Origin of the sequence: Flavobacterium sp. (assembly GCF_043760115.1) — a bacterium.
GTDB lineage: Bacteria > Bacteroidota > Bacteroidia > Flavobacteriales > Flavobacteriaceae > Flavobacterium.
On sequence record NZ_JAYUPK010000003.1, the window covers coordinates 1 to 10,690 of the forward strand.

At 30.3% G+C, this 10,690-nt stretch carries 6 protein-coding genes; 2 read left to right on the forward strand and 4 right to left on the reverse strand.

Annotated elements, in window-relative coordinates; all coding sequences use genetic code 11:
• The 4 genes from ACH2BC_RS00115 to ACH2BC_RS00130 all read right to left on the reverse strand — a co-directional run.
• The coding region (locus ACH2BC_RS00115; protein ID WP_395051877.1) for a transglycosylase domain-containing protein at positions 1-1,097 on the reverse strand (1,097 nt) is incomplete at its 3' end.
• 287 nt (positions 1,098-1,384) lie between these two features.
• Complete coding sequence (locus tag ACH2BC_RS00120) at positions 1,385-1,981, reverse strand: transposase (RefSeq protein WP_395051879.1); 597 nt, start codon at positions 1,979-1,981, stop codon at positions 1,385-1,387.
• Positions 1,982-2,171: 190 nt separating this feature from the next.
• Positions 2,172-7,859, reverse strand: coding sequence for an alpha-2-macroglobulin (locus ACH2BC_RS00125; RefSeq protein WP_395051880.1), 5,688 nt, complete (start codon positions 7,857-7,859; stop codon positions 2,172-2,174).
• Between the two features lie 151 nt (positions 7,860-8,010).
• Complete coding sequence (locus ACH2BC_RS00130; protein WP_395051881.1) at positions 8,011-8,454, reverse strand: nucleoside deaminase; 444 nt, start codon at positions 8,452-8,454, stop codon at positions 8,011-8,013.
• Positions 8,455-8,515: 61 nt separating this feature from the next.
• Here ACH2BC_RS00130 and ACH2BC_RS00135 point away from each other — a divergent pair, with 61 nt between their 5' ends.
• Complete coding sequence (locus tag ACH2BC_RS00135; protein ID WP_395051882.1) at positions 8,516-9,010, forward strand: hypothetical protein; 495 nt, start codon at positions 8,516-8,518, stop codon at positions 9,008-9,010.
• 38 nt (positions 9,011-9,048) lie between these two features.
• Positions 9,049-10,690: 1-deoxy-D-xylulose-5-phosphate synthase (locus ACH2BC_RS00140; RefSeq protein WP_395051883.1), on the forward strand; the 1,642-nt coding region annotated here is incomplete at its 3' end.

Here is a 10,690-nt window from a genome sequence, read left to right on the forward strand (position 1 = left end):
GGCAAAATTTCACCATCGTCTAGCATTGAAGCAAACAATAATGGTTTTAGAATACTTCCTGTACTTCTTGGCGCACCAATAATATCAACATCTTTATCATGATCATTATCTGTTGGAGAATTGCCAACGTAACTAATAATATTGCGATTTTGAATGTCAATTACAATAATTGCCAAGTTGTGAACTTCATTTTGCTTGTACTGATTGTAATATTGGTTTGCAATTTGATTTACTCTATTTTGCAATGAAATATCAATTGTGGTTTTGATTCTTTTTCCTTCATCTGTTTTAGCAATTCGCTGTAGCAAATGTTGAGCAGTTTGCGGAATTACATAAGGTTTTTGAGGCAAAGGTTCGGTTAAAGCCAACTCATAAGTTAATTTGTCTATGATTTTATCTTTGTACAATTTTTGCAAAAGTAAATCTCGTTTTTTTAATAATTTCTCTTGATTTTTTCCAGGATAAATTAAACTTGGAGCATTTGGTAAAACGGCTAATGTGGCACTTTCCGCCCAAGAAAGTTGATGAGCTTGCACGCCAAAATAACGCCAAGATGCCATTTCCAATCCCACTACATTTCCGCCATAAGGTGCGTGTGCCGCGTATAATTCTAAAATTTTTTCTTTAGAATGACGAAATTCCAATCGTGTAGATAAAATGAGTTCTATAACTTTTTCAAAATAACTTCGTTTTTTATTTTTTCTTGATAAACGTATTACTTGTTGCGTTAATGTACTTCCGCCACGAACTACTTTTCCTGCAGAACGATTTTGCTGAATTGCTTTTACCATGGCAACTGGATTAAATCCAAAATGTTGATAGAAATGTTCGTCTTCGAAATAGACAATGCATTTTTTAAATTTGTTTGGAATACTGTCATTGGCAGGAAATCGCCATTGTCCGTCGCGAGCAATTTTAGCTCCAAGAAGTTCACCATCGTTACTTTCTATTACTGTAGAATAGGGTTCTACAAATAATGTTCTTGGTAACGAAAAATAATAAATCACTAAAAGAATAAATCCTATTATAGATTTCTTTTTGTTGTTATTTATGTAGTTTGAGACGCGTTTTATAAACGCTACTAGTTTATGTTTCAACTTTATAAAAGTTAAATTATATTTATTATCCTAACAGGTTTTTTTTAACCTGTTAGGTATAGTTGTTTTAAAAATCTTCTTTTTAGACACCCGAAAGGTAAAAAAACTGATATATATTTATTTACAAAATCTTCTTCTTAAATACCTAACAGGTTAAAAAAAACCTGTTAGGATATTAACTCAATTTATTTTTGTTCTTAAATACCTAACAGGTTTAAAAAAACCTGTTAGGATATTAATTCAATTTATTTTTATTCTCAAATACCTTGCAGGTTTAAAAAAACCTGTTAGGATATTAAATCAAAATTATCAATATCTTCAACTAAACCTTCATATTTTATCTTATTTTGGTTATGATAAAAAATAAAATTTTCAATACCTCCAAAAAGTTCTAGTACAAATTCTTTATCAAGATTTGTTTCTTTATTTAAAAGATAAGCTTTAAAAGATGAGTGTTTATATTCTTTAAAGTCTTCTATAAATTTATGCTTTACAGGATTTAGATGAATATAAACTATAAGTTGTCTAAGATATTCCTCATTTTCTACTCTATTTCTTTGTGGATGTTCTTGAAATAAACTTCCTTTTCTATCATAAGCTTTATTGATACTTTTAGAGTAAGAATTAAATAAATTTGAAAAAGGTAAATGTATTTTTTCTTGATATTTTTCTGGTAATTCTTGTTTTTCTTTAATTTTTAATGCAATATGAAAATGATTTTTTAAAAGGCAGTAAGCATAAATATCGCAAATAGGCAAAAGATATTTTTTTAATAATTGTAGAAAATAAAAATAGTTTTTATCTTCTAAAAAGATATTTTCTTGATTGTTACCTCTGTTATAAAAATGATAAATTACGCCTGCTTCAAAAATATCATTCTTCATATTATATTAGTTTTCGTTATCTTAACAGGTTTTTTTTAACCTGTTAGGTATATTTATTTTAAAAATCTTCATCTTAAATACCTAACAGGTTAAAAAAAACCTGTTAGGATATAAACTCAATTTATTTTCTTCTTTAATACCTAACAGGTTAAAAAAACATGTTAGGATATAAAACCTGTTAGGATAAAAACTATTTTACAACTTCAACCCATTGTCCTTTAGTTCGAGCAAGAAAATCGTTGTCGTACATTGCTTCGCATTGCAAACCAGGAAGATAATAATTACCCAAATAAGATGCGTTTAACAATATTTTAAACTTACGAGTTTCATTGGCTTTTAGTCCGAAGTAATAATTGGCTCTGTCATCTCGAATGTCAATATAATCGGCAATGTTGTTGGTTGCGTCACCAAAATCAGTATAACGCGTATTTACAATTTCAAATCCAGAAGGTAAAATTTGCGAAAGTGCAATGTTTTCTACATATTCATTTTTACCATTTTTAAGTGTTACTTCGGCAATAAATTCTGTTCCTTGTGCAATTTTAGCTACCGAAATTGTGTTGCCTTTTCTATCTTTAAAAAGCACACTTGCAGTTAAATTATTTTGAATAACTTGTTCTTTTCCAACAGGAAGAATTCCAGAATTTAAAACTCGAATAAAAATGGTATTGTTTTTATTATTCTTAATTGTAATTGCATTTGTACCTGTTTTAATAGTCAAATCTCTTTGAGAAATTGTTTTATTAGTATTGATTACAACAGCTTTTCCACCATTAGAATATTGAATATTTACGCCTTTACTTCCGTTAGATTTTGCAAATTTAGACATGGCATACAATCCATAAGCTGTGGTTTGTGTGCTCATCCATTCGTTACTAGAAAGATTTTTAGCCAATTTCGTTGCCATTGCAAATGCCTTAGCTTTTTGTCCTAACAATACTAAAGTTTCTAATGCCATGGCACGATTTCTATCGCTAGAACCATAATAATAGTAATAACCATTTTCTGACTCTTCATCAATTTTAGCTTTACTTAATAATGCTAAACCTGCAGCATTTTGTTTAATTATGGCATAACTTGCAGCCAAACGAAGTTTACTTTCGTTAGAAATTCCAACCGTTTCACGCAATCTATTCATAGAAGCCAAATCGGCTGAACCTGCAATTGCCAATGTATAAAGTCGATATGCTTGCGCAAAATCGTTTCCGTTTCTGTTTTCAAATCGCCATTGTTTTGCTAGTTTTTGTTGATAAGAAATCCATTTAGCTTTAAAATTTATTGGTAAAACATATCCTTTTTTCTCTGCTTCAATTAAAAAATGTCCTGCATACGATGAACCCCAATCATCAGCATCGGTATTGCCTTGCCAATAAGAAAATCCGCCATTTGACAACTGGAAATTACTTAATTTCTGAATTCCTGCGGTTACATTTTTTTGAATTGCTTGTTTGCGATTTTCATCTAAATCCATAACATCTGTAAGATACAACTGTGGAAAAACTGACGATGTTGTTTGTTCTACACAACCGTGTGGATATTGAATTAAATAATCCAATCGTCGGCTAAAATCTATTGTTGGCACAGAGGAAACTTCCATCTTGGCTTTGTTACTTCCGCTTACGCCAAATGTTGTCCAATTTATAGTTTTAGAACTGTTTGGTTCAATTATAATATCAGTATAAGCATTAGTCACAGGATTTGGATTGGTAACATCAACTTCAACATCATAATTAGATTTTTCTTTTCCAGATGTTGCAATAATCTGAATTTTTCCTAATCCAGTTGCACTTCCAACTTCTAAATTAAAGTAGGCCATTTTTTCGTCTGGTTCTGTAAAAGTTACCATTTGAGTTGAACTTCCTATAACACGAACACCATTATTTGTAATAATTTGAAGTTTTACATTTTTAATATTTTTCTCTGTTGCAAAAAGTGTAACTGGTATTGTAACTTTTTCTGATGGAGAAATTTTTCTTGGTAACGAAGCTAAAACCATCAACGGACTTTTAACTTGCGTAGCTTTTTCTGCCATTCCGTATGCACTTGTACTTGCATCGGCTGCTACAATCATAGTTTTTACAGATCCAATATATTTTGGAAGTTTAATTTTATGATTTGCAGAAGCACCTTTTTCTAACGTAAACGGACCAAAATACATAACAACTGGTTTAAAACGATTGGCTTTTTTGGCTTTTCCACCACCTAAATCGGCATCGCCACCAATACTAAAAACCTGATTTATTTTTCCTCCATAAGCACCAATTACATCATCATAAATATCCCAAGTTCTAACACCTAATGCTTCTCTTGTATAAAAACTATCCCAAGCATTGGGAGTTTTAAAACGAGTTAAATCTAGCAATCCTTCATCAACAACAGCAATGGTATAGGTCATTTTTTTTCCTTGCTTTTCAGATACTTTTACGTTTACCGTTTGCTCTGGTCTAAAAACATCTGGCATAGAAATTACTGGTTCTAAAACGGTGTTTTTATCGATAACTTCTATTGGAACAATTCCGTACATTCTTATAGGCGAATCGTTTTTAGTTGATGCATGCGGTTGTAAAAGTGTAATATTTATATAAATATTTGGAGCCATTTCTCCTGTAATTGGTAACTCTACCAAAGTTTCTCCAGCTTTAGTTTTAGTCCAAAGTGTTTTTACAACTTTAGTTCCGTTTTCTACCGAAATTAAAGCTCTTCCACCTTCGCTAGACGGAAAATATATTTTTGCTTTGTCGCCAACAGCATATTTAGTTTTATCTGTTGAAAATTTTAACATTGTTGCAGTTCCGCCGGTTTCACTTTTAGACGACCAATATGGCGAATCAATGTAAGTTGTAATTCCTGTAGAATGTCCATCAGTTGGATCTGAAACTCGAATTAAATAATTTCCCCAATCGTTTTCTGCTACAGCAAATGCTACGTTTCCTCTTCCAGAAGCATCTGTATTTATTCTAAAATTTTTATATGCAATAGTTGAATTTGAAGAATTATAACTCGATAAATTATCATTAGAAGCATCCCACCACCAACGAGATTCTAATTTGTAAACACGAACATCAAGATTTTTTACCGATTTTGGTTTTCCGTTTTCGCCAACACTAATAATCTCAAATTTATTTACTTTTGCGGTTTCTAACATTCCATATTTGTTAGGTTCTGGAGCTTTTACACCAAGATAAGTTTTGTATGGAGAATAAGAAGTTGAAGCAACATCTGTACTAACATCACCACCATTTTCATACACTTTGGTAATAAAAGCGGCTTTTAACATTCCTGGTGCTTGACCTTGCAAAGTTGGATTTATAGGAATAGAAGCGCGACCATTTGCATCTACTTTTCCAGAAAAAATATTTACTTCTTCAGTTGAAAAACTTCGTGTTGGATCATCAAAAACATAGTTGTCAAATCCTTTAAAAGTAGTAACTTGTTGTGAAAATTTAGCTTGAACTTCAGTTTTTAAATCTTTTGCAATTGCACCATGAAGCCATAAAACTTGAATGTTATTGATGTTGTTTTTAGATGTAGAAAGTACCGCTTCGTTAAAACTATTTTTAATTTTTAATCGGTTTGGTTTTATAGTTTCAATTTTGATGTTTTTATAAAATCGTGCACCACCAATACTTACAATTGCTTCCCAATTTCCTGTTGGAGCAGAAGATTCTGTTGGAACAACAAATTTATAATGATTTAAATCACTTAGTTTTTGAACCGATTCATACGTAGTTTTTCCGTTAGGATTATTAAGTTTAAATTTTATTGGATGTGAAGCAGGTAATTTATTGGCATTATCATTTAAAATAAAACCCATAAATAAAGTATCACCTGGACGCCAAACGCCACGTTCGCCATACAAGTATCCTTTTAATCCTTTTTGTAACGTTTCGCCAGAAACATCAAAATTACTTACAGACAGCGAAAGTTCATCATCTAGTTTTATATAAGTTGTATTTTTTCCTTTAGAAACTATAGCAAAATAAGCGTGTTTTTCTAATTGGAAAGAAACCATTCCGTCGCCATCAGTTGTAGAATTTGCAATTTTTTGCTGTTGATAATTATATAAATCTACAGTTGCTCCAGAAACTGGATCGGTAGAAACAATATCACTCACAGCAATAACTACAGATTTATCTATTCCTTTTTTGGCAATAATTCCTAAATCGGAAGCTAAAATATTAGTTCCAATTTTGGTGTTATAAAAATAATAATCCGAGCATGCATCTTGAGTTTCGCGATAATTATAATCTTCTTCATAGTAATAATCATCATAGTTATTTTGACTATAATTTACATCATTCTCATCTTCTTCCTCATCATTATTTTGTTCCTCATCAGATGTATCTGAAGAACTAGTGCATTTATAAAGAGAATATTTTTTCTTAAATGAAAATTCTACTCTGTAAATTGCTCCAGGTTCAGGTTCAATAATTTTAGAAATATCTAAAGCATAAGTATTCCATTTAGTGTAATTGAGTAAATTATTTTGTTTTAATTCTATTGTAGATTTTGCAATAGCTTGACTAACTTGTTTTAAATTTCGAGTACCGTTTATTTGATTATCTTGAAGAAATTGCAAAATATTGTCTTTGTAAATTTTGTATACTTTTACATCAACAGCATTTAAGTTTGCCGCTTCAAAATTTATTTTTAAATTATTAGAACTTGGTAAAATCGTTCCACTTTTTAATAATCTAACACCTGGATTTATTTGATCAAAAACTAATTTTTCAGAATAATTCATTTTCATTTTTTGGTCATAAATATTTTCAATTCCTTGAAAAACTTCTACCAATTTAGTTCCAGAAAATGCTTCTTCAATTGATGAAACTACTTCTGCAACATCGTAATTACTAGCTGCATCTTGAACCACTGCTGCTGCACTATCTACAGTTGCTACATCAACTACTGCTGTAGAATCTATAACTTGTGTAACGGCAACAGCGCCAACATCAACAGCAGTTGCTATTGCAGTTTCAGACGATTTTGGCTCATTATTATAAAATACTTTTAAAACATTTCCAATGGTTGTAAATTTTAAATTATTAGTATTTTCTATAGAAATTAAACCTTTAAAATCTTGATCTTTCTTTAATGGATCAGAAAAATTTATTAAAACTGATTGATTATTTTCATCGCCAACTTCAATTTTCAATACTTTAAATTGATTTTTTCCAGGAACAGGAAACAGTAATTTTCCTTTGGTATCGATATCTAAATCGTCTCCATCCCAAGAAATTTCTATTTCTGAATTAGAATCTAAACGAGGAATACTATCAATTAAAAATTTAAATTCTGTTTTTGTACAAGCTGATTTATCAAACTTTACTTTTAAATCTTTATCACTTTGATTGGCTTTTATAAGTTTTTGGGCGTCTTCAAAACTCATATTGTCAGCGGTTTTCATACTTCCGTGAAGGTAATAATAGTCTTTACTGTACGATTGTAAATCTTCTGTTTTAACAATAAAATCTTGCTTATAGGTTTTTACAGAAAAATTAAAATCCGAAAGTTCTTTGGGAACATTATTATAAATTTTAGAAAGTTTTAAGGTAATTTGATACAAAGTATTTTGATCCAACTTTTCTTTAGGAATAAAAGCAATAGTATTTGCAGAAAGCGCGACTACTTTTCCAGAAATAGAAGGAGAAATATCAAATAAATTATCGTCTAGTTCTTGATTGGGTTTCCAATTGGATTTATTGGATACTAATTGAACTCGAAAATCAGAATTAACCGAAGAAAAACCCGAGGAGAAACTCGAGACAAAATCTTTATACAATGAAAAATCAGAATTAAAATCGGCAGCCGATTTTTTAGAACAAGAATGCAACACAAAGATTGCTAAAAACAAACCGATTAATTTGCTGGTCTTCATTTGTAAAAGGGATTAATTGTTAGAACTTGTTTAAAGAATTTTATGAAAATTTAACACTTTCAATTATTAGCATAACTGATAATGTACGTTGTTTATTGTAGTAAATGTAAAATATTTTTTGGACTATTTTTCTTCTAAATAGAATTACCTTTTATTTTCTTTTTGTAGCAAAAAAAAGTTTCATTAAAGCGGTTGCTTCATCGGCTAAAACTCCTTGAATTACTTCAGTTTTTGGATGTAATTGTGTTCCTAAAGTTAGATAACCACGTTGTTCATCTCTTGCTCCAAAAACTATTTTAGATATTTGACTCCAGTATAAAGCACCAGCACACATTTGACAAGGTTCTATAGTAACGTATAATGTACAATTTTTTAAATATTTTCCGCCAAGAAAATTTGCAGCAGCAGTTATAGATTGCATTTCAGCATGAGCAGTAACATCATTTAATAATTCGGTAAGGTTATGACTTCTTGCAATTATTTTATTATCAATTACTATGATTGCACCAACTGGAATTTCGTCTTTATCGAAAGCTGTTTTAGCTTCTTGTAAAGCTTTTTTCATGAAGTATTCGTCGGTGAAAATGTTGTCCATAAAACAAAAATACGATTTTGGAATAATTTTCGTTACAATTAAAATAATAAAATAACATTTTATGAATACTAAATTAATCATAACTGTTCCTAAACCATGTAAGGAAAATTGGAATTCAATGTCGCCAGATGAAACTGGACGATTTTGTAATGTATGTATAAAAAGTGTTGTTGATTTTACTAAAATGAAATCTGCAGAAATTCAAAACTATTTTATTAAAAATAAAGATGTAAACGTTTGCGGAAGATTTAAAAAAGACCAACTTGATTCATTTGACATTACTATTCCTAAAAGTGTATTAAACCAACAAATGTCTTTTCAAAAAGCATTTTTACTTATACTTTTTATTGTTATGGGAACTACACTTTTTAGTTGTAAAAATGATGAAGGTTTTCCTTTAGGCGAAGTTGCAGTTGTTGAGGATACAATTGAAAAGCAAAATATCACATTAGGAATGGTAATGCCTCCAAAAGATTCTATACTTAAATATAAATATGTTGATGGTAAGGTTAAAACTGAAATAATTACTGATTCTGTCAAAGCAAAAAATAAATAATTTCGATTTTAAAACGTAAATTTGCTTTTTAAACACTAATGAAAAGCAATCTACTTCAAAACATCATTAATCCAACTGATTTACGAAAATTGGAAATTTCACAATTGCCACAATTGGCAAAAGAATTACGAGATTTTATAATTGATATTGTTTCTGTAAAAGAAGGACATCTTGGCGCAAGTCTTGGCGTTGTTGAACTTACTATTGCTTTGCATTATGTTTTTGACACACCAAATGATTTATTGGTTTGGGATGTTGGACATCAAGCGTATGGACATAAAATTTTAACGGAAAGAAAAAATAATTTTCATACCAATCGTCAACTTTGCGGTATTTCTGGATTTCCAAAGCGTGGCGAAAGTGTTTATGATACATTTGGTGTTGGACATTCGTCTACTTCTATTTCTGCTGCTTTGGGAATGGCAATTGCATCTCAAATTAAAGGAGAAAACAAACATCATATTGCTGTAATTGGCGATGCTTCAATTGCAAGCGGAATGGCTTTTGAAGGGTTAAATCATGCTGGAGTTACTGATGCTAACTTATTGGTAATATTAAACGACAATGCCATAGGAATTGACCCAAGTGTTGGTGCTTTAAAAAATTATTTAACATCTGTTAAAGAAGGAAAAAATCATAAGCAAAATAATATGATAAAATCATTGAATTTTGATTATTCTGGTCCAATTGATGGTCACAATATTGATGCTTTGATTTCAGAATTGAAACGTTTGCAAAAAGTAAAAGGTCCAAAATTTTTACATATAATTACTACCAAAGGTAAAGGATTACAGAAAGCAGAAGAAAATCAGGTTCAATATCACGCGCCAGGAAAATTTGATGCTGTTACTGGAGAAATTTATTTAAAATCGGACGAAAATCTACCTCCAAAATTTCAAGATGTTTTTGGATTAACATTAGTAGAATTAGCAAAAAATAATCCCAAAATTATTGGAATTACACCAGCAATGCCAAGCGGAAGTTCTTTAAAATTTATGATGGATGCTTTTCCAGAAAGAGCATTTGATGTGGGAATTGCTGAACAACACGCAGTTACACTTTCAGCAGGGTTGGCTACTCAAGGAATGGTGGTTTTTTGTAACATCTATTCAACTTTTTTGCAACGCGCTTATGACCAAGTTGTTCACGATGTTGCTTTACAAAACTTACCAGTAATTTTTTGTTTAGACAGAGCAGGTTTGGTTGGAGAAGATGGTGCAACTCATCACGGAGTTTTTGATATTGCTTATTTAAGTTGCATTCCCAATATGATAATTTATGCTCCAAAAGATGAAATAGATTTGCAAAATATATTATTTACAGCATCATTAGGATTAGAATTTCCAATTGCAATAAGATATCCAAGAGGAAGAGGAAAATTTGTAAACTGGAAAATTCCAACTCTTGAAGATTTTAAAATGATAGAAATTGGAAAAGCTCATTTACTAAAATCTGGAAGTAAAGTTGCTGTTTTAACAACAGGTTTTATTGGAAATAATGTGGCTTTAGCGTTAGAAAAAATAGAAAATAAATCTGAAATTGCTCTTTATGATTTTGGATTTATAAAACCATTAGATGAAAAGTTATTGCATCAAATTTTTAGTTCGTTTCAAAATATTATAACCTTTGAAGACGGAACTGTTAAAGGTGGTTTTGGAAGTAGTATTTTAGAATTTTCAT